Below are 22,798 nucleotides of genomic sequence, written 5' to 3' on the forward strand. Positions count from 1 at the left end.
AATGAGGTAGGGCCGAGAAGTATGTTATTAGCCTGGGGCAACGACAAGGCGGCTTTCTCGTTGCAGAGAATGCAATGGGAGCTGCCAAGCCGTCTGCGTGAGCTCGTGTCGTTGTACAAAATACAATGGGGTGGCTGCCTGCTCAAGCCGGATTTACGCGACATACACGACATATGCAACACGCTGCATACTCAATCCATTGAATGGAATGATAGAATAATAGCGTCGCTGTCTAGATTCCCTACACTCTTTTATGTGGCGCGAATTCCAGTATCCGTACGGTCAATGCGTGTTGGGAAGGCATCATTGCATTTCGAACAATTCAAACAATTGTAGTAAACCCTGAACTTCAAAGAGGCATGATTTATTATCGTCAGGTCTCCAAAAAAGAGACGGAATATTATTATGAACCACAACCAGTTACCCTTCCCGTAACGAAGCCAAAGGATCAAGAAGTAGCCCAAAAAGCATCAGCTCCTGATTTTAAGGGCTCCATTAAACTAGGAGTAATCATTGTGGGTGCAGGAATTATTATATATGAAGGTTTTAAATGGTCGGCAGCGGTAATATTGGCACCGGAAACTGGTGGTGCATCGTTGCTGGGTGCTGCCTCAAGCATCAATTTAAATATTGAACTTGAGGCAGTATCCTATTTCATTTTCTAAAGGTGGTATGCAGTGATGAGAAAACTTATTTACGATAAGGCCATGCATTTCAGTGTACTGACTTATGAGAAATTGGCGGGTAAAGGGGAACTCCTAATTTCAATCATCAATGAGCTGTTAGACACCTTCGTTAAACCGCATAATATTGAATTAAAGATCGATATTCAGAAATATGACTTGCGATATACGAAAATGAAGTTGAATGACAAGAACCTGAAAAAGGTGTATTCCTTATTGGAAAAAGGAGAAGTTTTATCGTTAATCATGAATGATAACCCTAACGGTTCAATGCCGTTTTATCCCGAGGATGATGACGATGATAGGGCCTTCGAAGTTATTCCACGTATCGTTCTAGGGGTTAATTGTTATGATGCTGAGCCTGTTCCTGTAGGAAAGTATAATGAAATAACATTGTCATTAAGTGAAAAATTGTTTGAAGGAACGATTCCGATAGAGATCCAAGAGCAAATGATTGCTGCATTTAAAAGCATTATTAAAAAGACTAATGGCGTTACAGGTTCAATTTCATATGATACAAGAGTAGCTGCCCCGAAAGGTGCTACATACTTTGAAGGGTTTCATAATATCCTTCCGTTCCAAAATCCCAGCTTCAATGACCATATTCGTGGATATTTCTGGGCCAATTGGCTGTCTGCTTCACATATTGAACGATTAGGCGGGATTGAGGGCGTGTCTAGCCATTCGCCATGTTATAAGATTGAGATCATGGAGGTTAATGGACAGCAAGGAGCATATCTCCAGCTTACTCCTGACATTAATGCATATGACGATGAGAAGCTATCCGCCCTTCGCACTTATCTACTTCCACTGCTCTTCTTTGGCGATCCGCAGTCACCGAAGAACAATACTTACAAGCCTGGAGAAGTTCATCGGTTAGTGGAGCGATAGCAGTATATGGTTCCGAGTCCGACAGCAGCGGTGGGAACGGGAGAATAAAGTTATGAGTTGGAGCTGCTATCTAATTAGAGAGTAAATAAAAATGAACTGTAACCCGTAAGATGGACACTTTTAAAAAAGTGACCTCTTACGGGTTTTTGTGTGGGATTTAGGATCGAATTACTTGGTCAGAGCACACCTAAAGAATGCCTCTATCGCTGGAGGGAGACTTAGCAGAAGAGAAACTGAAACAAGCGGAAGCTCGAATTAAGCTCCTCGAAGCGGAGAATGGAGCTGCGTCTACGTCAATAAGTACATAACCCATTACAATTCTGAACGTTACCAATGGACATTAAGAAAGATGACTCCTGATGAATTCAGAAGCCATCTCCTAGCTGCTTAAGACTAATCGTTTTTCAAAACTGTCCATAAATGAGGTTACAGTTCGCACTGTGCCGCCATTTTTTATTTCATCAGAATGAAGTTAAACTGGAATGAACCCTGCCAAGCCCCAACCCATATACTGCATCAGTAACATTAGTGCGTATGCAAGTACTGCGCATACTGCAGGGGCCGTTCATAAACGGCTATTTGGTTGCGAATGCCATCATACAAATCTTTTTGCGGCTTGCCGTTCAGTTCAATGATCCACAGATGATCTTCGTTATCCAAAGCGAGATCAACGCTAAATTCGCCTAGATGGTAGGCTTTGTTCTCATCCATGATTTCTGCGGACCTGAGACTAATGTTATAGACGGATTGCATGACAGCATGAACCCGATCGGGCGGATACAGTTGATGGAGTACTTCCTCTGTCAAACAAACGTTTTCGCAGATGCTGGTATTATAGCTCCCTTTGTGCGCTACCCGGCTAATGACATTCGTTACGGACCATAGCCCTTTATCGTTTTTTTGCACAAGCGCTCTGATATCGAAAATGTTATTTTTTACTTGTCGGATAGGGACCCCTCTCTGAATGATATAGGGCGTGGAGCCGACTAGTTCTTGCATGCGCTCCTCGAGCTGTTTGGTGTCTCTTACAATGATTGTAGGTGCGAAATAGTGGAGGCTAATTTGGATTTCTTCAGCGCTCTTCTTCTCCACACGATAGACGCCCTGCCCTTTGTTTCCGCAGGAAGGCTTTAAGTACAGGACTTCATGCGTTTCTAGCAAATGGACGGCAGTCTCGGTGCTAAAGGGAACCGTGTCCGGTAAATATTCAGCGAGCCATCTGCTTAAATTCGTATAAATCTCGTGCTTATCGAATTGATTAATATGATTAAAGCATTTATCCTTACCGATTACTGCACCCAGCCGGCCGATTAACTCTTGATTGGTTTCGTAACAACGGTTGTAAACCACTTTGGGGAACGGAAACTTGCTTAGGACCCATTTTCCGTGTGAACGATGAAGTCCGATGATGCTTTTGTTTTTCCACATGATGGAGCTAGGCGTGAAGCAGAACAATTTTAAGTTGGTCTTGTTAAATCGTAGATATTGCTTGAGTACATTCTTTCTTTGGATACGGTTCGAAACTAGAATGCCGACAAAACCGTGATCTTTGTTCATTGCTTGCCTCCATTTATCTTATAAAGAGAGTCATAGTAGTAGGGTATGTCACTGGAAATAGAAATGCATGGTCAACCATACAAGCATTAGGAATTTATTTTTTACATAGTTACTGCACAAGATGCAGAACGGCGGAATAAGATTAGGCGGGGATGAATATTACTCTGGCACAGGGTAACTTACCCAATGGCGATCATGAAGCTCTTAACTTTATAAAGAGGAGTGTCACAACTCAATGGGTAGAATACCAGGTCCTCCGGGACCTCCGGGACCGCAAGGTCCACAAGGCCCACAAGGCCCCCAAGGTCCACAAGGGTTGCAAGGTCTGCAAGGTCCACAAGGACCGCAAGGCCCACAGGGTCCACAAGGCCCACAAGGACCGCAAGGGCCTGCTGGCGGCATCTCCAGCTTTGCATTTCTTTGCAGCACAGAAGAACAGAACGTAGCTCAAGCTCCCGTCCCAGGCGGGCTTGGGGAAGCTGTAACCTTTAACGATTCCCTCATCAATGGAACTGCAATTACGTTTGCTCCGCCGTCGACTATTTTGATCAATGAGACCGGCATATACAACATCAGCTGGGAAGTGTTCCCTACTCCCGGGAATAGCGCGTTCGGATTGTTTTTCGACCCGGCTGGAGTAACTTCAGCTTCATTAGTTCCTTGCAGCAACTACGGCTCAAGCGCAGGAAATAATCCTTACCAAGGGCAAGTCGTGACGCAATTAACGGCAGGCGGCATTTTGACCTTGCACCGTATCGATAACATGGGCAATTTAGTATTGCAGAACGCTATCGGCGGAGGAACTCCTACGGTTAGCGCATCTATTGTTATCGAAAAATTAGCTTGATCATAGAGAAGCTGATCTAACGGAAAACTGAATCCGCTAAGAAAAAGGCCCATTCCATGGGTCTTTTTCCTGTTATTAAGGGTAGTGCGCGACTTACCCAGGCTCATCCCAGTAATTGGCGTGGAATAAGAACGCGTGTTCTGTATATAATAAGAACATATGTTTGTGTAGGAGGCTGTTAGTGATGGCAATGAGAAGAAGGCCGCATCCGAAACGCACAGCTGGCATCACTAGCAAAGATTCGGTCAAGGGGACGCGTCGTCCGGTGAGTGCGATTGCCGGCTGCTAAACCGAAACGGACCGTTATGCTCGCCGATTGCCAGTCGTTCTATGCGAGCGTAGAGAAGGCGCAGAATCCGGAGTATACCGGGAAGCCGGTCGTAGTAGCGGGCGATCCCGAGCGGCGATCCGGCATCGTGCTGGCGGCTTGTCCGCTGGCCAAAGCCAAGGGGGTGACGACAGCCCAGCGGCTCGGCGAGGCGATTGCCCAATGTCCCGACGTGGTGATCGTGCGTCCGCGAATGGCGGAGTATATTCGAGTTTCGCTGCAAATTTCGGACATTTATCGCTCGTATACCGATCTGGTGGAGCCGTACAGCATCGACGAGCAGTTTCTGGACGTGACAGGCACGCTGCATTTGCACGGCGGCAGCCCGGAGGAGATGGCGCAGAGCATGCAGCGGCAGGTGCTGGCGGAGACGGGCATCTACTGCCGAATCGGTATTGCAGAGAATAAGATTTTGGCGAAAACAGCCTGTGACAACTATGCCAAAAAAAATGAATCAGGCCTATATGTGCTGCACAAAAATGGCTTGGAGAACACGTTGTGGACGCTGCCGATCCATAAGCTGTTCATGTCCGGCAACCGGATGACACATCATTTTCAGTCGATGGGAATCGAGACGATCGGCCAGCTCGCTAAGACGCCGCTGGATCGGCTGAAGGGAATGATGCGCCGGAAATTCGGCAAAAACTCGGATATTAACGCGGAATTATATTGGCGCATTGCGAACGGGGAGGATGACAGCCCGGTCACGCCCCAGACGCATGAAGCGCCGCCGCAGTCAATCGGCCATCAGATGACGCTGCCTCGGGATTACGGCAGCCTGGAGGAAATCAAGGTGGTGCTGCTGGAGCTGACGGAGCTGGTCTGCCAGCGCTGCCGCGGCAAAGGGTTTATGGGCCAGGTCGTTGCGGTGGGCTGCCAAGGCGCGGATTTTGACCGTCCTACCGGATTTTTCCGCCAGCAGAAGATGATGGATCCTACGAATGTGACGAATCAGGTATACCGGGCGGCCGTCCAACTGCTTGAACGGCATTGGGACGGCCAGCCCGTTCGCAAGGTAGGCGTTACGCTGGCGCAATTCCAGGATAGCGGGCAGTATCAGCTCGCCATGTTTGACGACCGCGAGCGTGCGATGGCGCTGGAACGGGCGACGGATGCGTTAAAGGAGAAATACGGAGATTCGATCATTATGCGCGCGGTTTCGGTAACCGCTGCAGGCCAAGCGCGGGATCGCTCCGGCAAAATCGGAGGTCACTACAAATGAGCAAAAAACTTCAAGGAAACGGCCTATGGGAATCGAGCCGGATGATGCTGCCCGAGCATAAGCTCGAACTGATTAATAGCGCAAAAACCGCGGGGGTCAGGCTGCCGATCGAGCTTGACGAGCACGAATGGGAACGGATTGCGCGCGCGATGTCGGAGTCGCTCCAGCTGCGCAAGCCTATCGCGCTAAGGATGTATCATGCCTACGAGGAGTCCAAGGTCATTGGCATGATCGACCGGATTGACAGCTTCCGCGGACGCTTTATGGTGGATGGGGAGTGGTTTGATATTCGGCAAATTGAAGGCGTCGAGCGAGATGGAGAGGATTGGGAATAGGTGCTTTGATGAAACAGAGCCCTGTATGTATCATACAGGGCTCTGCGCTTATTTTATTGCATCGATCTGAAGCCCGAGTTAAAGCCGTTATTGATGCCGGCGTTCGCATTATAATCGTTAAAGTGCTGTGGAGTGAAGCCCGTATGCAGCGGGGCGTTTTGATAATTTTGCGGAATGGATGCGTTGAATTGACCTTGCGCCAATTGTTCGACCTGTCTGCATAGATTGGCTGCTTGCTGCAATTGCTGAATTGCGGTTTGATGGCCCTGAAGAGCCGTTTGGATGATTTGCGAAGCTTGCTGCTCCCGCTGAGCCAATTCCTGAAGTCGTTGAACATTTTGCTGCTCTTGCTGGAGCAGCCTTTGATAGTTTTGGCTTGCTTGCTGCGTTTGATTCACCAGCTGCTGAATGATCTGTTCGCATTGCTGCAGCGATTGGCTGAGTTGATTGTTGGTTTGCATGTTAAATTCCTCCTTTTTTAAGTACCGGGTTATGATTGCAATCGCTCAGCTTTTTTATGCATGCCAGCAAAACATTTGGCTGCCAGAATAATTTTATTGGCGTAAGCCCACCTTAATGTGCGGACCAAGTCGAATGTGAACTCAGGAGGCTTACAGCGCTAATGGAGAATAAGAAGAAACGGGACTTGGCGGCTATCGCTTCCATTCCATTAATGATGACGCTGGCAAACTCCATGCTCATACCGGTACTTCCAGCGATACAGAAAGTGCTTGGGATCAATTCGTTCAAAACAAGCCTTATCATTACTTCATATGCTGTAATCGCCATTTTTTTTATTCCAGTAGCGGGCTACTTATCGGACTTATGGGGAAGAAAAAAAGTCATCCTTCCCGGCTTAATCATCGTCGCTGCAGCAGGCGCACTGTCCGGCTGGGCGTCGATTGCGATGGAAAAACCGTATACGATGATTATGATCGGCCGATTATTTCAGGGACTAGGCGCCTCGGCTTGCTTTCCGGTGGTCTTGCCGCTTGTGGGTGACTTGTTCAAGAGCGAGGATGACGTAAGCACGGGGCTTGGCATCGTGGAAACGGCCAATACGTTCGGCAAGGTGCTCAGTCCGATTCTTGGATCGGCTCTGGCGATGTGGGCGTGGTATATTCCATTTTGGTCGATTCCCGTCTTCAGCTTGATATCGATCATTCTGATTTCGATTTGGGTAAAGGTCCCTCCGGATAAAAACCAGAAGCCGATATCATTCGGCGAATTTATGCGGTCAATTAAAGATTTATTTCGTATGCAAGGAAAGTGGCTATGGGGCGTGTTTTCTTCTGGAGGATTGAATATGTTTGTGATGTTCGCCTCTTTATTTTACCTGTCAGAAATGCTGGAGGACCGCCATATTGACGGAATTGCCAAAGGCGGGCTCGTAGCCATTCCGTTGGCCGCTTTATGTGCGACATCATTTGGCATAGGGAAGTGGATCGGACAGAATCGTGCGCTAATGAAATGGATTAGCGTGATCGGCTTCTTGATCGCGACGGCATGCATGGCATACCTCGCTTTAACGGGGAAGAAGTCAACGGCTTCGCTCCTCGTCTTCTTATTCATAGGGTTCGCAGGCTTAGGGGCAGTTCTTCCCAGTCTGGATGCGCTCATTACGGAAGGAATAAAAAAGGAACAAAGAGGGACCGTAACGTCCTTCTATAGCAGCATTCGCTTTATCGGCGTAGCGATGGGTCCTCCGCTGGCTGCGTTAATAAACAAATTTTCCGCATTGTTTTGGCTGTTGTCGATATCGTGCTTAGCCGCATCGCTTGTCGTCCTCTGGTCAATTAAGCCGAAGCGGGCGGCATAGCGACGTATAAACCGCTTAGACCCTGCATACTTTCCGAAGAGAAGCATTCATCTCAAGGAGGGACCGCAGTGGCTCAATCCGCGCTTTATGAGCATCGCTTTTGGCTGCAGATACTAGGGGATCACGCTCGATTTATTTTTAATACGCTCTCGCCGATCGAAACAAAGGATGTCCAGCTTGCCGGGGCTTTTATGCAAGCATTTGACCGTCTGCTTGAGCAAGCTCGCCAAGCGAAGTCAGAAGCGGATTCCGGTCCGCTCAGCAAACAGGCGTATGATCAAACAATTGCCTTCCGGTCGTTTAAGCTCGATTTGCTTCGAAGAGCTGTGCTTGGAAAAGTCGTCATAGGCTTAACGCCTACCTTTCTCAATCATATGGTGAATGAGCTAGAAGAATATTTGCGTATTTTGACCGATTTAATCGCAGGAAAACCCGTACCGACATTTGATGCTCTGCACCATGATTTTCTATGGCTGCCCGATGCGGCAGGCCACGCGGCAGCGATAGCGAGTGATCTGGATAGTGTCGAGAAGCGTTTGATTGAGACAAGCGAGCGGTTCGAGAAGCATTTTGAACACCTCTATCTGAAGGCCATTGAAATGGCTGGTTATATGCGAACCAATCTCAAGGATTTTCCTGCATTTCGAAGGCTGCATAAGGAAGTTGACATGGAGATGAAGCTATTCGTCGGGTTGTTGCACGAGCTGGAGGAAATGGAGTTAACTGCGGAAGTGTTGGATAGAATTCATCCCCTCATGCCGGATCATATGATGCGGGAGGAGTGTTATTATTTGACAAAGCTAGCCCAACTCGGTTTGGTTTCGAATCCGAACTGCCAAGCGGATAAACCGAGAATCCAATCCTAAAGCTAGCAGGCTGACGTTTGATAGCCTAACCTATCGGCCAATGAAAATCGGTTCTCCGCATCTGGAGAAGCGGTTTTTTTGTTTTTTGGCGAGTACACGAACAAAAGACGGCCACTTGCGCTGGCCGCCTTTTCACCATTTACGTGTATGTTTTTAACGGCTTCTTGGCAGGCCCTTCCATAACTTCGCCGGTGTAAGAGAAGCGTGAGCCATGACAAGGACAATCCCATGTCCGATCGCCGTTATTCCATTCAACCTCGCAGCCCATATGGGTGCAAGTCGTGTCTACAAGATGAAGGGTGCCGTCTGGCTCCCGGTACGCGCCTGCCCGTTTACCGTCGACCTGCACGACGGATCCTTCGCCGCATTCGACTTCATCGGGATGGCGGCGTACCCATTCCAGCTTGCCTTCTAATAGATGCAAGGCGACGTTGGCATTTTGCGTAATGAAGGTTTTGACCGAAGGATCTGCGTAAAATCGAGATGGCGTAAAGAGCTCTTCGTAGCGATTTTCGTTGCCCATGATCAGATCCTTTAATAGCAACGCAGCAGCCGTGCCGGTTGTCATTCCCCATTTGCGATAGCCGGTAGCGACGAATGCATGGGGCTCATCCTTGGAAGCGCGTCCGATGTATGGGATTTTATCAAGTGTCGTAAGGTCTTGAGCCGACCAGCGGTAGGCAATCTCACAATCCCGGCCGAACGTTTCGCGAGCGAATTGCTCCAGCGCCTCATAATGCTTAATGGTACATATGCCTTGTCCGGTCTTATGCCGTTCTCCCCCGACCACGAGGATGGATTCCCCGTTGTAGGTGACGTTTCGAATCGAGCGAGGAGGATCATCTGCGCTTAGATACATGCCGCCGGGATATTCGTTTTTCAGGCGCAAGCCCAGTGCGTAGGAACGTTCGGCATACATGCGCGCAAAATAAAAGCCGCGAACGCCATAGAAGGGAAAATGCGTGCAGGATACGACATCGTCGCAAGCAATCGTATAGCCAGTGCTTGTATTCACGATGGACAGCGGGGAGCCGTGCTCCACGCTCAACGCGGTTGTTTGTTCATAGACAAGCCCGCCTTTATCGATGAATCTTTGAAGCAGGTGCTTTAAATACGCAACGGGATGGAATCTTGCCTGATTCGTCATGACGACGGCGGCCCTGCTATTGATTCGGAATGGAAGGCGATCCTCGCGACGGCCAGGTATGCCGAGGCGTTCGTACGCGGCCCACTCCTTGTCAATCTTGGCTGCATTCGCGTCTGAGGTTGTATACACATAAGCATCCTCTTCTGCGAAATCGCATGGGATGCGATGCTCCGCCACCTGGTTTCGGATAAAAGCGAGCGCCTCTGCATTGGCATCAAAATAAAGCTTAGCCATCTCATCGCCGGCATGATGGCATAGCTCATCATAAATCAGATCATGCTGGGCCGTTATTTTGGCTGTGGTATGGCCAGTCGTGCCCTTCAATAGCCGATCGGCTTCTACGAGCGCGACCTTCTTTCCTTCTTCCACCAAAAGCAGGGCAAGCGTGATTCCCGTAATGCCCCCGCCTACGACGGCGACGTCTACGGTGGTATCTTCGGCAATGGAAGAGAATGCCGTTTGTTCAGTCGATGCAAGCCAATAAGACTGAGGGGTTTCGGGAAGCTGGGAATGCTGGGTTGAATCCATTAGGCATCATACTCCTTCTGTCGGTGACTATTTACGTTATTGTGCCAACCTTCCCATTTATTTATAACGTACATAATTACCGCCCCTTTCACCCAAAATAAGAATTAGCTGGAAATCCATCCGGTGAGGAGGGAAGCGCATGTTTGGAAAACGGAGTAAGGATGACGGGAACACACCATTAAAGAGCAGAAAGCAGATTCATTCCAAGACGCCGCTCGCCGCGAATATGGCGGCTAACCTCCAGACGCTTAGCGAGAAGCTTGGCGGCAGCAGCGATTTCGTTATTCGGCAGCTCCGCTGCGACGCGATGCCAGGCGTAGAGATGGCGGTTGCCTATATCAAAGGAATTGTGGAAGAAGAAACGATTCACGACAACGTCGTGAATCCGGTCATGAGCTGGTCGGCTCCGCTCGGGAAGGGCAGCTGGACGGAGACGCTGCGCCAGCGGATCGTGACGACAGGATATACGAAGCCGGTAAGTTTGGTGGAGGATGCGCTAAATAAGCTGTTGGACGGCGAATGCCTGATTTTCACCAACGGGCTGCGCGAGGCGGTAGCTGCCGATACGAGCGGCGGGGAACAGCGGTCGGTGGCCGAGCCGAATACGCAAACGGTCATTCGCGGACCGCAATACAGCTTTACGGAGAATATATCGACGAATGTCGGACTATTGCGGCGCATCATTCGCTCGCCTGATTTTCGGATCCGCACCTATACGGTCGGTCGGAAGACGAGGACGCGAGTTGAGCTGTTATATGTGCACAATATCGCCAATCCCAAAGTCGTAGAGGAAATCGACAAGCGAATTCGGGATATCGATATTGATGGCATACTGGAAAGCAATTATATCGAGGAGTTTATTTCGGACCAGACGTTCACGCCGTTTCCTACGATGATGAACACGGAAAGGCCGGATACGGCAGCAGCAGCGATGCTAGACGGGCAGCTTATCATCTTGGTAGACGGCACGCCGTTTGTGCTGGTCGGCCCGGCCACTTTTTTTCATTTTTTTCGCTCGGCGGAGGACAATTACCAGCGATTCGATATTTCAACGTTTCTGCGGCTGCTTCGGTATTGCGCGTTTCTTGTGTCCGTTATTCTGCCGTCGCTCTTTATTGCCATTACGACCTTCCATCAGGAAATGCTGCCGACGACGCTGCTCATTAGCTTGGCCGCTCAGCGAGAGGGCATTCCGTTTCCAGCGCTTGTGGAAGCTTTGCTGATGGAGCTGACGTTCGAGACGCTGCGGGAAGCGGGCGTTCGCATGCCGCGGGCGATCGGCCCAGCGATTTCGATCGTTGGAGCGCTCGTCCTCGGCCAATCGGCGGTGCAGGCGGGGGTGGTGTCGCCAGCAATGGTCATTGTCGTGTCGTTTACGGCCATCTCGAATTTCGTGACGCCCCAGATCAGCATGGCTACCGCCTCGCGGCTTATCCGGTTCACTCTCATGCTGCTTGCAGGCTTTCTAGGTATTTTCGGGATTATGGCCGGCCTTCTGTTTCTTGTCATCCATATGACGGGGCTGCGTTCATTCGGCGTGCCTTATATGTCGCCATACGCGCCAGTAACGAAGGAAACGTGGCTGGACATGATCGTGCGGATGCCTTGGTGGGCGAGGGTTTACCGTCTCGTCGCAATCAGTTCCGTGAATCCGCATCGGCAGAGAGGCGGCAGGCCGCGCCATCAAAAATAACGCCAGCACGAGAGGAAGGAGAGACCGCGATGCGTTGGGAATGGAGCCGTAGAGCCGGCGTGCTGCTGCTCGCTATGCTGTGCTTCGCTGCAGCCGGCTGCGGCAATCGAACCGAGCTGAACGATATTAGTATCGTCTCGGCATCTGGCGTTGACTGGAAGGATGGCAAATGGGTCGTTTCGTACCAGCTTGTGCTTCCGCAAGCGATCGCAAGCCATGGTTCAGGGGCGACGACGGGCTCATCGCCGGTCAACGTGTTTTCAACGTCAGGCGATAGCATACGCGGCGCGGTGAGCAAATCGAGCTTCGAGATGTCGCGGCGGCTTTATTTTTCGCAAAATCAAATCGTTGTCATTAGCGAGCAGGCGGCGAAGCATGGCTTAACCAGCTTATTCGACGTTTATTTGCGCAATCTCGATTCTCGGGAAACGGTCAGCGTCTTTCTGACGAAGCGGAGCGCTCGCGAGGTGCTGGAGCATCTCATCCCGTTGGAGGAAATTCCGGGAGCAGCGATTGAACGCATGATCAACAATGAAGAAAAGAATGGATCGACGCTGCCGCATATGTCTGTTTATAATGTGCTGCTTGAGCTGCTCGGACCGACGAAAGTGGCAGGCATTCCAAGCTTGCAAATCGCCGGAGAAGATCCGTTGGATTCGCTTGACAAGACAAAAAAAACGTATTCAAGCTCCAAAATTAAATTGGCGCAGCTTGGCGTATTGCATGAAGACAAGCTGGTCGGCTGGTTAAATCATGAGCAAAGCTACGGCGCCATGTGGATACGAGATCAGATTCGCAAAAGCACCGTCTGGTTTCCTTGCGATAAGGAAAAGCCGAATGAAATTGCTGTGCTTGGCATCAATATGACGAACACAAAAATAAAGGCACAGAAGGACGGGGACAGCTGGAAGCTGAAGGTGCACGTCAAAGCGAGAGGTACGCTGATGGAATACCCATGCCAGGCGGACTTAAGCAAGCCGGAGAGTATTTCGGCATTGGAAAAGCAGGCGGAACAAAAAATCGCGATGATTGTGAAGGACGGCTTTACGGCTACGCAGGGCATGAAGGCGGATATGCTGGGGTTCGGCAATGCCGTTCGGCTGAAGTACCCGAAGCAGTGGGCTAAAATAGCAAAAGACTGGAACGAAGATGTTTTCCCCAATACAACCGTGGAACCGAATGTCGATGTCGTGATCGAACGGACGGGCATGAGCACGGATTCATTCAGTAAGCTGCAGCATAAAAGCTAGCACGTAAAAGGAAGAGAGGGGGCTGCAAATGTCGAAAATCGGGACGTACTCGTTGTTCGTCATGATTATGATGTTCCATATCGGCAGTACCCCCCTGTTCCTGCTGGGGAGTAAAGCGAAGCAGGACTCCTGGCTTGCGGTATTATTGGGAGCGCTCATTGGCTTGGTGATGATGGCGGCCTTGCTCATGCTGCATCGGAAGCAGCCGGATGCCGGGCTGGTCGGACTGCTGCGGCTGACGGTAGGATCGTGGGGAACGGGGCTGATCGGGATGCTGTACGTCATTTATTTTGCTTATCAATCGATGCGGAACGTGCGCGACTTTGGCGAGCTTACATCGTTATCGCTGCTGCAGAACCGACCGCAATGGTTGATCATGGGCATAATCGTCGTGATTGCCTGGTACACGGTGCTGCAAGGGAATGAATCGTTTTTTCGGACGAGCCAGCTGCTGTTTATCGCCACGATGTCCAGCTATTTGCTGTTAGCGGCGCTAATCGTCATGAAGGGGATGCCGAAATTGCAGCACGTAAGGCCGATCATGGAGATGGGATTCAAGCCGATTTTTCATGCGGCTGTTCCTGACATCGTGTCGTTTCCGTTTACGCAGGGCGTCCTGCTTCTCGTTTTCTGGAAAGAAGCGGCGGACCGCAGCGCAGTAAGCCGAGCGACGTATGGCGGTTACATCGCAGGCGCTTTGTTTATCGTTCTGATGAATTTCCTGGTTGTGTCCGTTCTTGGGCCGCTTGCCCCAATCCCGTCGCTGCCGTTTCTGGAGATGGTTCAGCTGGTCCAAATCGCCAACTTCCTGGAGCGCCTTGATATAATCGTTACGCTATTATTGTTTATAGGCTTGTATATCAAGCTGACGGCGTTCTATCTGGGAGCGACGCTAGTGCTTCGAGAGCTTGTGAACGTCCGCTATTGGCGGCTATCGGCGCTCGTTGGCGCAGCAATCTATGCTGCTGCGTTTTTGGAGCGAAACAATACGACGCATCTATGGATCGGGCTTGGCATCAGCCTGAAAGTGAGCCTGATCATGCAGGTAGGCATCCCGCTGCTGCTTTTGCTGCTGGCGCTCATTCGATTGGGCGGCGCCAAACATCAACCTGCCACAGCCGTGGCTTCCGAAGAGCAGGGGGGCTAGGATGGAGCGAATCGGATCAAATCAGCTGTTTGTAGGCGTTATTATGTTCATCCTTGGAAGCGCTCCGTTGTTCGAGCTTGGGATCAAGGCAGAGCAGAATGCATGGATCGCTATGTTTGTAGGGGCAATGGCCGGGCTTGCGCTGGCGGGTATGTATTTGTTTTTGCATCAACGTGCGCCGGATGCGGGGTTTACAGAGCTGTATCGCCTGCATTTTGGCCTGTGGCTGGGCAGCGGCATTGCGTTTATTCATGGCCTGGAGCAAGCCTATGAAGCGATGCGGCTCGTACGCGACTATGGCGAATTGACGGCTTTGACGCTTCTGGAGAACACGCCGATATGGCTGACTAATTTGATTGTCTGTTTGCTGGCGGGATATACAGTGGCCAAAGGCGTCGAGGTGCTGTTTCGCGTAATCGAGCTCCTGTTTCCAATCGCATTCGTCAGCTACTGCGCGCTCGCGGTCATGCTGTACATCAACAAGCTGCCTGACTGGCATCGGTTGTTCCCGCTTGTGAACTTCTCGACGATTGTGAAGGCGGCTATTCCGGACATTATGGTGTTCCCGTACGGGCAGATCATCTCGTTTCTTGCCATTTGGCATTGTGTCAAAGAAAAACATAAAGTGACCAAAACCTCGATTTTGGCCTATTTGTCGGTGACGCTTATGCTGGTATATGGCAACCTGATGATTATGGAGGTGCTCGGTCCCCGGCTGTCCGCAGCCTCGGCTATCCCCTTGCTGGAAGTCGTGCAGCTCATTCGGATGGGGGGCTTTCTCGAGCGGCTGGATATCGTGGCGACGCTGCTATTGTTCTTGGGACTCTATGTCAAGCTATCGATTCTATTCCTGGCAGCCGTGCTGCTGCTTCAGCCGATATTGCACTGCAATCGCGCTGTGTGCGCAATTATCGTAGGCACTCTTATGTTTGTTGCATCGTTCTGGGAGCGAAATCAGACGGTGCATACGGCGATCGGGCTTCATTTTACGCTGCGAATGGTGTTGATCTTCCAGTTGGTGATTCCGATCATCATGCTCGTCATCGGGGTGCGCCGCAAGGCCAAACAAAAGCTGGCAAAGAAGCAGAAGCCCAGCAGCGAACCAATCTATTAATAAAATAAGCAAATCTACCATGTAAGTTGTCCAATCGGACCAGCTGCGGTCGCCATATTCTATTGTATCTTGAATCACAGGAGGTGAATCGCAATGGGTACTTTCTTGGATATGAGAAGTTCCATGAACGCGAATGCATCTGGCTCGATCGGCGTCAGCTTGACGACAACTCCACAATTGTTTGGCATCATTGGCTTGCAAACGAGAAACGTCGCTAATCCGATTGTTACGCTGGCTGGTACGATCGGTATCAGCGGCGGCGCACTTGGCAACACATTCACGGTTGAAATCGTTCGTGGAGTAACAGGCGGCGCAACGATTTACACGGCAGAAATGGCTATCGCTTTGAACGTATTGAACGGCAACGCGCTCTACAGCTTCAACGCACAAGACCTCAACGCTCCAGCAGCAGAAGAAACAGTTTACACGGCATTTATTTCCGGCGGCCCGCTCGCTGTCCTCACAGGCGCGCGCAACGGTCCTGAAACGTTCTACGGCACAGCTTCCTCCACAGTTTAATCATTCGCAGCACACAAAACATGTGCCCCGCAAGGGGCGCATGTTTTTTTTTGTTGGATTGTTACCTAAGTGTCCAAACCGAACAGGGGCCGCGCGCATACGATAGACACAACCTATGTCGCGTAAGGAGGGCTCCTGTGATTACGATTAGCCTATGCATGATTGTCAAGAACGAGGAAGAGGTGCTGGCGAGGTGCCTTGACTCGGTGGCAGATCTTGTAGATGAAATCAATATCATCGATACGGGCTCGACGGACGGAACGAAAGAGATTGCGGCGCGATACACCGACCGTATCTTTGACTTTGAATGGATCGACGACTTTGCGGCAGCGCGCAACTATTCATTCGCCCAAGCGACGTGCTCGCACATTATGTGGCTGGATGCAGATGACATTGTGTTCGAGAAGGATCGCGAACTGCTCAAAGCGCTCAAGGAGGAGATGCCCGCAGATATCGATTCCATCATCATGTCGTACCATCTGGCCTTCGATCAGGAGGGCAATGCGGCGGCAGGCGCAAGGCGGAATCGGATCGTCAGGCGGGAGAAGGGCTATCGCTGGCATAACCCGATTCATGAATATCTGGAGGTGCTGGAAGGCCAGATCTACGTATCGGAAGCGGCGATTTCCCACAAGCGAATGGGTGATCATTCGGCAAGGAACATGGCGATCTTTGAAAAAAAGCTGCTGAATAACGCGGAAAGGCTGGAAGGGCGGAACCTGTTCTATTATGCCAATGAGCTTGTCGATCAAGGCATGCATGCGGAAGCAGCCGACCATTATGAGCGGTTCGTACGGCAGCCGGGCGATGCGCAGGCTGACCTGATGCTTGCGTATAGCAAGCTGGCGGAAAGCTATCATCATTTGGGACGAATGGATGAGAAGCTGCGATCGCTGCTGCTCGGGCTGCAGTTTGACAAGCCGCGCGCGGATTTCTGCTGCTCGATTGGCTACTGTTTCGAGGAGAGGCAGCAGTATGAAGCGGCGATCTATTGGTATGAGACGGCGCTTACGCTGCCCAAGCCGGCTTTTCATATGGGATTGTTGAATCTCGTTTGCTGGACGTGGATGCCGCATGTGCAGCTATGCATTTGCTATGCCAAATTGGGCGGGCTGGAGAAGGCATATGAGCACAATGAGAAGGCGCTGGCTTATTTGCCTAACGACACCAACTTATTGGATAACAAGCGCAAGCTGGAGCAAGCGCTCGGGTTGGACGCTGTGCCGGAGGTTGTCCAGCAACCCGCCGACAAGGAAGATCCGATATGCTGACGAGCATCATTCTGGTTACGTATAACAAGCTGGATTACACGAAGCAGTGCATCGACAGCATCCGCCAACGGACCGATGAGGGTCGATACGAGCTGATCGTCGTCGATAACGGCTCAATGGACGGCACGCAGGAATGGCTCGCTGCACAGCCGGATATTCGATTAATCGCCAATTCGGACAATGCGGGATTCCCCCGCGCGTGCAATCAAGGGTTGGCCGCTGCCGCTGGCGATCTGCTTATGCTGCTTAACAACGACACGGTCGTAACCCCTTCGTGGCTGGAAGGGCTGACAACCGCGCTATTAAGCGCGACGGATATCGGCGCGGTCGGCCCGGTTACGAACGCGGCTTCGTATTTAACGAGCATTCCGGTGCCTTATGCGACGATGGATGAGATGGAGGCGTTCGCCGAGGCGCATAATCGCCCGGATCCTGCGAAGTGGGAAGAGCGGGTGAAGCTGATCGGCTATTGCCTCCTAATGAAACGGGAAGCGTACGAGCAAGTGGGTGAGCTTGATGAGCAGTTCGGCATCGGCAATTTCGAGGATGACGATTTCTGCCTGCGGATGCGACTGGCGGGCTATAAGCTGCTGCTGTGCCGGGATACGTTTATTCATCATTACGGCAGCGTCTCCTTCAGCGCGGATCGGACGCTGTTCCAGCAGGTGCTGTCGGAGAACACCGAGTTGTTTAAGCGCAAATGGGGATTTGATCCAGCAATCGCGACGACGATTCGGGTTGACCTGCTGGACGTCGTGAAGGATCAGACGGCGGACGGCGAGCGACTGCGCGTTCTGGAGGTTGGCTGCGGCTGCGGCGGGACTTTGCTGGCGCTGAAATACCGTTGCCCAAGCGCAGTGTTATTCGGCGCCGAGCGAAACGAGCAGGCTAGAGGCATTGCGGAAGCGGTCGGCGTTACGATGTTCAGCTCCGGCCGCCCGGATGACTGGCAGCTAATAGAGGACGGGACGCTGGACGTCATTCTCATAGGAGAAGCCCATGCGTATACGGCGGTGCCGACACAGCTTACGCGCATGATTCGCAAGCTGCGGCCGGGCGGCTGGCTCGTGGCTGGATTTATGAACGCGAAGTTTTATCGGTATGCGAATCGGCTTGCGGACGGGGAGACGCTGGACGATAAACCGTGGCTCACGAGCGAGAAAGCGGGAGCGATGCTTGCAGCGGCAGGCGTATCCGAGCTTCGGATTACGCATGCCGTGGAGCCGGAGCACGATCGGGACGATGCGGGGCTGGAGCGAGCGGTAGAGCGCGCTGGCGCGGGAGCTGACCAGCTTGTGCTGAAAGCGGCCTATTTCCTTCTTCACGGGCACCGTATGGCGGCCCCTGCGCTAACTGCTAAGCCAAGCGTTGGCAGAGGAGGCAGCGGAAGCAGGAGCAGAGGAGACCGAGTCGCTAGCAATCGGCAGCCGGAGCAGAAGCAGGAGCAGGAGCCGGAGGTGCGGGAGCAATTGCCAGCGGCATTGGCGGGTGAAGCAGCGGATGACCGGGCGCAGCCTGCGGTATTGAAGGAACAGAACGACGTCGCTTTCACCGGCGAGCGGCTTGTTGTGAATTCGGATGTCAAATCGCAGTTCCGCGATGTGTACGATGAGCATATGGTGCGGTATGAGGCTGCTGCGGAATATGTGCATGGACTGCATGTGCTTGATGCGGCATGCGGAGCGGGATACGGCACCCGAATGCTGCATGATGCGGGAGCGGCTTCGGTCACCGGCGTCGATATCGACCCGGAGTCGGTCGAGCTTGCGCAGCGTGACTATGGGCATCCGGGCATGCTGTTCATGCAAGGGGATGTGCTGTGCCTGCCGTTCGCGAGCGAAACGTTTGATGCGGTCGTTTCCTTCGAGACGATCGAGCATGTCGCGTCAGGAGCGGCTTGGATTCGCGAAGCGGCCCGCGTGCTGAAGCCGGGAGGGCTGTTTATCGTTTCGACGCCCAACCGCGCGGTGACGAATGCCTCGAACTATTTTGAAGAGCAGCCGTTTAATCCGCATCATCGGTTCGAGTACCGAACGAGCGAATTGATCGGAGATTTGCTGCCTATGTTCACGTTGGAGGAGCTGTACGGCCAGAACTGGATTGACGATTCGCAATTCGCCGCTATGCGCTGGCTGCGGCAAACGAACGGCATGGCGCTGGAGCGGGAAGAGCGGCTGCGAATTGAGCAGACGGGCAGCGAGCTGCTGCCATTCCATGCGTTTCGGAGCGGTGAACCGATGTATGTCGTCGCGGTATGCAGGAAACGGATCGGAGGCGTTGACGGATGAAGGTCGTTATTTTGGCCGGAGGGTTAGGTACACGCATAAGCGAGGAATCGCATCTGAGGCCAAAGCCGATGATCGAGATCGGCGGACGCCCGATCCTGTGGCATATTATGAAAATTTATGCGCATCACGGCTTTAATGACTTCATCGTCTGCCTCGGGTACAAAGGGTACGTGGTCAAAGAGTATTTTGACCATTATCTGCTGCATGAATCCGATGTCACCTATGATTTTCGCAACAGCGAGCGTTCGGTGAAAAAAATTCACCGCCATCAAGCGGAGCCGTGGCGCGTCACGTTGGTGGATACGGGCATGGATACGATGACCGGCGGGCGGCTGAAGCGCATTGCGCCTTATTTGGAAGACGAGACCTTCATGCTGACCTATGGCGATGGGTTGACGGATCTCAATTTGCAGCAATTGCTCCATTACCACCGCGCGCATGGAAAGCTGGCGACGGTCACTGCGGTCCAGCCAGTCGGACGGTTCGGAACGCTCATTATGAATGAGGACCAGTCAGTCGCGACGTTCGCGGAGAAGCCGCGCGGGGATGGGCACTGGGTAAGCGGCGGATTTTTCGTGCTGGAGCCCGACATGCTCGCGCATATTGACGGCGACGACACGATGCTGGAGCGAGAACCGCTGGAGCGGTTGGCGGACGCAGGCGAGCTGAAAGCTTATCGGCATACGGGCTTCTGGCAATCGATGGATACGATGCGGGATAAAGCGCTTCTGGAGGAGCGTTGGCGAACGGGCGGAGCGCCTTGGAAAATCTGGAACCGGGACTCGATCTGACGGTGGCGGGCAGCTGATTGCATGGGGAAGCGGGATACAGGATGATGCAGGATACGATGGATGAGCAGGGAGGACGGCAGGGTGAGCGGCGGTCATCGGTTTTGGCAAGGAAAACGCGTGTTGATTACAGGGCATTCTGGCTTCAAGGGGACATGGTTGGTGTTGTGGCTGCGCAGGCTCGGAGCTGAGGTGATCGGATACAGCAATGATTTGCCGTCTGCGCCGTCGATGTATCGACTGTGCGGCTTGGAGCATGACACGGCTTGGGTGCGCGGCGACATCAGGGACGAAGGAAAACTGCTGCAAACGGTATTGGCAGCTAAGCCGGAGATCGTCTTTCATCTGGCTGCGCAGCCGCTTGTCAGACGTTCGTATGCGGAGCCGATCGAGACGATTGCCGTCAATGTCGTAGGCACTGCGAACGTGCTAAATGCGATACGTTCCGCGCCCTCCGTACGCTCGGTCATTATTGCGACCTCAGACAAATGTTATGCCAATACGAAGCAGGAGCAAGCGCACGGCCATGTGCTGAAGGAAACCGACCGATTAGGCGGCCGGGACCCCTATTCGGCGAGCAAAGCAAGCGCGGAGCTCATCGTTGACGCGTATCGTCATTCCTATTTTCAAGCTAGGCAAGCAGGAAGCGGGCAAAGGGCGCTAGCGGTTGCGACAGTCCGCGCCGGCAATGTCATTGGCGGAGGGGACTTCGCGATCGATCGCATCGTTCCCGATTGCGTTCGCGCTGCACAGCATGGCTGGGCTCCCCTGCTCCGCAATCCCGATGCGGTCCGCCCGTGGCAGCATGTGCTTGAGCCGCTTTCGGGCTATATGATGCTGGCGGAGAGGCTGTTTGATGCAGCAGGAGCAGGGGACGATACGCTGGCGGAAGCCTGGAATTTCGGCCCTGAGGCAGGGCAAGAGATGACGGTAGGCGAGCTTGCGCATCGGATAAGCGGCTGGGTGGGAGCGTCCGGGCCTATCGTTTCGAGCGATTCGGAAGGTCCGTATGAGGCAGCGATGCTGCGCATCGATAGCAGCAAAGCGCATTCGCGGCTAGGCTGGCAGCCGGTGTGGAGCACGCAGGAGGCGGTTGAGAAAACCGGGGAATGGTATCAGCAGTGGCGGAAGGGCGCTTCCATGCGAGCGGTGACGGATCGCCAAATTCAAGCGTATGAGCAGGCCCTGGCAGCCCGGCAGCCGGTTCAGGAGGTGGATGCAACGGATGAGCAAGGAGCGTGAGGCTGGAGACGGGCCGCATCGTGACGCTAAGCGGGATGAAATGCAGCAAGGGGGAGCGGCGCGATGCCGCGTTTGCGGCGGCGGGCCGCTTCACCGATGGGTTCATCTGCCTGACATGCCGCTGACAGAGGAGCTGCATCCGCCCGCGCATGCCGGAAAGCCATTTCTCGCCGATATTGACGTGTACGTTTGCGAGGCATGCGGCGTATCGCAAACGGTCGGCATGCGGGACTTGTCTCCCTATTACATCGACTACGGGTATACCGTTGGCCAATCGGCGTTCGCATCGCTGTTTATGGAGCGGCTGGCGGTGGCGGTGCGTGACCGTTATGGCTTGAAGCCCGGGTTTTCCGTCGTTGAGATCGGGTCGGGCGACGGCGTCCAGCTCAAAAGCTTTGAACGGGCCGGGGCTCGCGTGTACGGGGTGGAGCCGTCGGCGTCGCTATGCCAAGCAAGCAGGGCGCGAGGCATTCCGGTGATGGAGGCGTTGTTCGAGCCGGCAACGGCAGCGCTCTTGCCTGAGGCTTTCCGCAGTGCGGATGTGCTGCTTCTGACCTACACGTTCGATCATTTGCCCGATCCGTCGGGCATGCTTGAGGCGGCGCGCCAGACGCTGCATCCCGGCCGAGGCTTGCTCGTGCTGGAGGTGCATGATCTGGATCAAATCGTGGAGCGCCGCGAATATTGCTTGTTTGAGCACGAGCATTACACCTATTGGACGAAGGAAACGCTCAAGGGCGCTTTGGGGCGATGCGGATTTCGCATGCTGACCTCAGAGCTGCTGCCTGCGTCGCAGCGTCGCGGAAATTCGCTGCTCATCGTCGCTGCGCCAATGGACGCTGCCCATGTTCCGGATGGGAGAGCGGAGGCGGATCGAATCGGGACAACGATCGATTATAGCGGCTTTCAGACGGAGCTCGACAGCGGAATTGCGGCGCTGGATGCATTCGTTGCTGCGGAATCCGCTGCTGGGCGCAAGGTAGCGGGCTATGGAGGAGGAGGTCGCGGCGTTATGACGCTGGCTGCTATGTCGACCGCCGGGCAGATCGCATATGTATGCGACGCCAATAAAGCGCTGCACGGAAGACTAGCGCCCAAATCGCAGGTCCCCGTCGTCGACATTGCGCGACTAGCCGAACAGCCGGTCGACACGTTGATCGTTTTCAGCTACGGCTACATGGCGGAAATTCAAGAGGCTGTGAGGAAGCAGCCGAATGCGCCGCAGCGGATCGTCTCGATGCTTGAGCTATTGAAATGAGGAGA

General features: G+C 52.8%; 21 protein-coding genes. 18 read left to right on the forward strand and 3 right to left on the reverse strand.

Annotation, left to right across the window (positions count from 1 at the left end; genetic code table 11):
* Positions 1–359: 359 nt before the first annotated feature.
* The 3 genes from PAECUDRAFT_RS02405 to PAECUDRAFT_RS25595 all read left to right on the forward strand — a co-directional run bounded on the left by PAECUDRAFT_RS02405 (position 360) and on the right by PAECUDRAFT_RS25595 (position 1,965).
* The gene (locus PAECUDRAFT_RS02405) at positions 360–665 is read left to right on the forward strand and encodes a hypothetical protein (RefSeq protein ID WP_040711023.1); all 306 of its coding nucleotides are present in this window, start codon (positions 360–362) and stop codon (positions 663–665) included.
* A gap of 15 nt (positions 666–680) precedes the next feature.
* The gene (locus PAECUDRAFT_RS02410; protein WP_006036500.1) at positions 681–1,574 is read left to right on the forward strand and encodes a hypothetical protein; all 894 of its coding nucleotides are present in this window, start codon (positions 681–683) and stop codon (positions 1,572–1,574) included.
* A gap of 304 nt (positions 1,575–1,878) precedes the next feature.
* Positions 1,879–1,965: an IS3 family transposase gene (locus tag PAECUDRAFT_RS25595; RefSeq protein WP_233516714.1), complete on the forward strand. Its 87-nt coding sequence runs from the start codon at positions 1,879–1,881 to the stop codon at positions 1,963–1,965.
* A gap of 134 nt (positions 1,966–2,099) precedes the next feature.
* Here the strand turns inward: PAECUDRAFT_RS25595 and PAECUDRAFT_RS02415 are convergent, their stop codons facing one another.
* Positions 2,100–3,131: a YheC/YheD family endospore coat-associated protein gene (locus PAECUDRAFT_RS02415; RefSeq protein ID WP_006036501.1), complete on the reverse strand. Its 1,032-nt coding sequence runs from the start codon at positions 3,129–3,131 to the stop codon at positions 2,100–2,102.
* A gap of 235 nt (positions 3,132–3,366) precedes the next feature.
* Here PAECUDRAFT_RS02415 and PAECUDRAFT_RS02420 point away from each other — a divergent pair, with 235 nt between their 5' ends.
* The 3 genes from PAECUDRAFT_RS02420 (at position 3,367) to PAECUDRAFT_RS02430 (ending at position 5,863) form a co-directional block, all read left to right on the forward strand.
* Positions 3,367–3,978, forward strand: a complete 612-nt coding sequence (locus PAECUDRAFT_RS02420; protein ID WP_006036502.1) for a hypothetical protein — start codon at positions 3,367–3,369, stop codon at positions 3,976–3,978.
* A 305-nt stretch (positions 3,979–4,283) separates the two neighbouring features.
* Positions 4,284–5,528 carry a DNA polymerase IV gene (locus PAECUDRAFT_RS02425; protein WP_006036504.1) on the forward strand — a complete coding sequence of 415 codons (1,245 nt, stop codon included), beginning with the start codon at positions 4,284–4,286 and terminating at the stop codon, positions 5,526–5,528.
* The gene (locus tag PAECUDRAFT_RS02430; protein ID WP_006036505.1) at positions 5,525–5,863 is read left to right on the forward strand and encodes a YolD-like family protein; all 339 of its coding nucleotides are present in this window, start codon (positions 5,525–5,527) and stop codon (positions 5,861–5,863) included. Before PAECUDRAFT_RS02425 ends, PAECUDRAFT_RS02430 begins: the two co-directional genes overlap by 4 nt.
* A 53-nt stretch (positions 5,864–5,916) precedes the next feature.
* Here PAECUDRAFT_RS02430 and PAECUDRAFT_RS02435 read toward each other — a convergent pair whose 3' ends face one another.
* Positions 5,917–6,324: a hypothetical protein gene (locus PAECUDRAFT_RS02435; protein ID WP_006036506.1), complete on the reverse strand. Its 408-nt coding sequence runs from the start codon at positions 6,322–6,324 to the stop codon at positions 5,917–5,919.
* A 161-nt stretch (positions 6,325–6,485) separates the two neighbouring features.
* Between PAECUDRAFT_RS02435 and PAECUDRAFT_RS02440 the strand changes: the two genes are divergently transcribed.
* Both PAECUDRAFT_RS02440 and PAECUDRAFT_RS02445 read left to right on the forward strand, forming a co-directional pair.
* Positions 6,486–7,682, forward strand: coding sequence for an MFS transporter (locus tag PAECUDRAFT_RS02440; protein WP_006036507.1), 1,197 nt, complete (start codon positions 6,486–6,488; stop codon positions 7,680–7,682).
* Positions 7,683–7,750: 68 nt separating this feature from the next.
* On the forward strand, positions 7,751–8,548 hold the full coding sequence (locus PAECUDRAFT_RS02445) for a DUF2935 domain-containing protein (RefSeq protein WP_006036508.1): 798 nt from the start codon (positions 7,751–7,753) through the stop codon (positions 8,546–8,548).
* A 139-nt stretch (positions 8,549–8,687) separates the two neighbouring features.
* On the opposite strand, the gene PAECUDRAFT_RS02450 is transcribed toward PAECUDRAFT_RS02445, so the two are convergent.
* Entirely contained in the window at positions 8,688–10,223 is a 1,536-nt protein-coding gene (locus PAECUDRAFT_RS02450) for an FAD-dependent oxidoreductase (RefSeq protein WP_006036509.1), read from the reverse strand.
* A gap of 139 nt (positions 10,224–10,362) precedes the next feature.
* On the opposite strand from PAECUDRAFT_RS02450, the gene PAECUDRAFT_RS02455 reads away from it, so the two are divergent.
* From PAECUDRAFT_RS02455 to PAECUDRAFT_RS02500, 10 genes are all read left to right on the forward strand, one after another.
* Positions 10,363–11,916, forward strand: a complete 1,554-nt coding sequence (locus PAECUDRAFT_RS02455) for a spore germination protein (RefSeq protein ID WP_006036510.1) — start codon at positions 10,363–10,365, stop codon at positions 11,914–11,916.
* A gap of 29 nt (positions 11,917–11,945) precedes the next feature.
* Entirely contained in the window at positions 11,946–13,166 is a 1,221-nt protein-coding gene (locus PAECUDRAFT_RS02460) for a Ger(x)C family spore germination protein (protein WP_006036511.1), read from the forward strand.
* 28 nt (positions 13,167–13,194) lie between these two features.
* Complete coding sequence (locus PAECUDRAFT_RS02465; protein ID WP_006036512.1) at positions 13,195–14,313, forward strand: GerAB/ArcD/ProY family transporter; 1,119 nt, start codon at positions 13,195–13,197, stop codon at positions 14,311–14,313.
* A gap of 1 nt (position 14,314) precedes the next feature.
* Positions 14,315–15,427 (forward strand): GerAB/ArcD/ProY family transporter, encoded by a 1,113-nt coding sequence (locus tag PAECUDRAFT_RS02470; protein ID WP_006036513.1) that lies wholly within the window; start codon positions 14,315–14,317, stop codon positions 15,425–15,427.
* 93 nt (positions 15,428–15,520) lie between these two features.
* Positions 15,521–15,946, forward strand: a complete 426-nt coding sequence (locus PAECUDRAFT_RS02475; RefSeq protein ID WP_006036514.1) for a hypothetical protein — start codon at positions 15,521–15,523, stop codon at positions 15,944–15,946.
* 137 nt (positions 15,947–16,083) lie between these two features.
* Positions 16,084–17,217 (forward strand): glycosyltransferase family 2 protein, encoded by a 1,134-nt coding sequence (locus PAECUDRAFT_RS02480; protein WP_006036515.1) that lies wholly within the window; start codon positions 16,084–16,086, stop codon positions 17,215–17,217.
* A complete protein-coding gene (locus PAECUDRAFT_RS24400) occupies positions 17,211–19,505 on the forward strand; it encodes a methyltransferase domain-containing protein (protein WP_006036516.1) in 2,295 nt (764 codons plus the stop codon). The genes PAECUDRAFT_RS02480 and PAECUDRAFT_RS24400 overlap by 7 nt, the downstream gene beginning before the upstream one ends.
* The gene (rfbF, locus tag PAECUDRAFT_RS02490) at positions 19,502–20,296 is read left to right on the forward strand and encodes a glucose-1-phosphate cytidylyltransferase (protein ID WP_006036517.1); all 795 of its coding nucleotides are present in this window, start codon (positions 19,502–19,504) and stop codon (positions 20,294–20,296) included. Before PAECUDRAFT_RS24400 ends, rfbF begins: the two co-directional genes overlap by 4 nt.
* A gap of 81 nt (positions 20,297–20,377) precedes the next feature.
* On the forward strand, positions 20,378–21,535 hold the full coding sequence (gene rfbG, locus PAECUDRAFT_RS02495; protein ID WP_199558707.1) for a CDP-glucose 4,6-dehydratase: 1,158 nt from the start codon (positions 20,378–20,380) through the stop codon (positions 21,533–21,535).
* Positions 21,519–22,793 (forward strand): class I SAM-dependent methyltransferase, encoded by a 1,275-nt coding sequence (locus tag PAECUDRAFT_RS02500; RefSeq protein WP_006036519.1) that lies wholly within the window; start codon positions 21,519–21,521, stop codon positions 22,791–22,793. Before rfbG ends, PAECUDRAFT_RS02500 begins: the two co-directional genes overlap by 17 nt.
* Positions 22,794–22,798 lie beyond the last annotated feature (5 nt).

This window comes from Paenibacillus curdlanolyticus YK9 (assembly GCF_000179615.1).
Lineage (GTDB): Bacteria > Bacillota > Bacilli > Paenibacillales > Paenibacillaceae > Paenibacillus_T > Paenibacillus_T curdlanolyticus.

Excerpts from the sequence above, each read along its gene's own strand:
- PAECUDRAFT_RS02435 (WP_006036506.1), bottom strand. The coding sequence starts at position 6,324 with ATGCAAACCAACAATCAACTCAGCCAATCGCTGCAGCAATGCGAACAG.
- PAECUDRAFT_RS02430 (WP_006036505.1), top strand. The coding sequence starts at position 5,525 with ATGAGCAAAAAACTTCAAGGAAACGGCCTATGGGAATCGAGCCGGATG.
- PAECUDRAFT_RS02410 (WP_006036500.1), top strand. The coding sequence starts at position 681 with ATGAGAAAACTTATTTACGATAAGGCCATGCATTTCAGTGTACTGACT.
- PAECUDRAFT_RS02470 (WP_006036513.1), top strand. The coding sequence starts at position 14,315 with ATGGAGCGAATCGGATCAAATCAGCTGTTTGTAGGCGTTATTATGTTC.
- PAECUDRAFT_RS02420 (WP_006036502.1), top strand. The coding sequence starts at position 3,367 with ATGGGTAGAATACCAGGTCCTCCGGGACCTCCGGGACCGCAAGGTCCA.
- PAECUDRAFT_RS02450 (WP_006036509.1), bottom strand. The coding sequence starts at position 10,223 with ATGGATTCAACCCAGCATTCCCAGCTTCCCGAAACCCCTCAGTCTTAT.
- PAECUDRAFT_RS02475 (WP_006036514.1), top strand. The coding sequence starts at position 15,521 with ATGGGTACTTTCTTGGATATGAGAAGTTCCATGAACGCGAATGCATCT.
- PAECUDRAFT_RS24400 (WP_006036516.1), top strand. The coding sequence starts at position 17,211 with ATGCTGACGAGCATCATTCTGGTTACGTATAACAAGCTGGATTACACG.
- PAECUDRAFT_RS02465 (WP_006036512.1), top strand. The coding sequence starts at position 13,195 with ATGTCGAAAATCGGGACGTACTCGTTGTTCGTCATGATTATGATGTTC.
- PAECUDRAFT_RS02455 (WP_006036510.1), top strand. The coding sequence starts at position 10,363 with ATGTTTGGAAAACGGAGTAAGGATGACGGGAACACACCATTAAAGAGC.
- PAECUDRAFT_RS02500 (WP_006036519.1), top strand. The coding sequence starts at position 21,519 with ATGAGCAAGGAGCGTGAGGCTGGAGACGGGCCGCATCGTGACGCTAAG.
- PAECUDRAFT_RS02460 (WP_006036511.1), top strand. The coding sequence starts at position 11,946 with ATGCGTTGGGAATGGAGCCGTAGAGCCGGCGTGCTGCTGCTCGCTATG.
- PAECUDRAFT_RS02405 (WP_040711023.1), top strand. The coding sequence starts at position 360 with ATGATTTATTATCGTCAGGTCTCCAAAAAAGAGACGGAATATTATTAT.
- PAECUDRAFT_RS02415 (WP_006036501.1), bottom strand. The coding sequence starts at position 3,131 with ATGAACAAAGATCACGGTTTTGTCGGCATTCTAGTTTCGAACCGTATC.
- PAECUDRAFT_RS02440 (WP_006036507.1), top strand. The coding sequence starts at position 6,486 with ATGGAGAATAAGAAGAAACGGGACTTGGCGGCTATCGCTTCCATTCCA.
- PAECUDRAFT_RS02425 (WP_006036504.1), top strand. The coding sequence starts at position 4,284 with ATGCTCGCCGATTGCCAGTCGTTCTATGCGAGCGTAGAGAAGGCGCAG.
- rfbF (WP_006036517.1), top strand. The coding sequence starts at position 19,502 with ATGAAGGTCGTTATTTTGGCCGGAGGGTTAGGTACACGCATAAGCGAG.